Source organism: Streptomyces sp. TRM70350 (assembly GCF_019219825.1).
In the GTDB taxonomy this organism is placed as follows: Bacteria; Actinomycetota; Actinomycetes; order Streptomycetales; family Streptomycetaceae; genus Streptomyces.
In genome coordinates this window covers 1-491 of the sequence record NZ_JAHUXH010000126.1, presented here as the reverse complement: position 1 = coordinate 491, position 491 = coordinate 1, and the positions used below count along the sequence as shown (strand labels likewise).

The following is a 491-nucleotide window of genomic DNA, read 5'->3' as shown; positions in this document are numbered from 1 at the left end:
ACCACGCGACCCGGGCGGGCATAGTGCAAGGACCCCTGAAGGGCGCGCGGATCACCGGCTCCCTGCACATGACCGTCCAGACCGCCGTCCTGATCGAGAGCCTGGTCGCCCTCGGCGCCCGGGTCCGCTGGGCGTCCTGCAACATCTTCTCCACCCAGGACCACGCCGCGGCCGCCATCGCCGTCGGCCCGAACGGCACGCCCGACAACCCCCAGGGCATCCCGGTCTTCGCCTGGAAGGGCGAGACCCTTCAGGAATACTGGTGGTGCACCGAGCAGGCGCTGAGCTGGCCGGACAGCCCCACCGGCGGTCCGAACATGATCCTGGACGACGGCGGCGACGCCACCCTGCTGGTCCACCAAGGCGCCGCACACCAGAAGACCGGCGAGCTCCCGCCCGCTGACAACGAGGAACTGGTCGTCGTACAAGACCTGTTGAAGGCGAGCACCCTCGACTGGACCGCGCTGGCCTTCGGGATCCACGGCGTGACG

1 protein-coding gene is annotated in these 491 nt (G+C 69.9%); it reads left to right on the top strand.

What is annotated here, in order from left to right:
* The coding region (locus KWI83_RS37875) for an adenosylhomocysteinase (RefSeq protein ID WP_218518899.1) at nt 1-491 on the top strand (491 nt) is incomplete at both ends.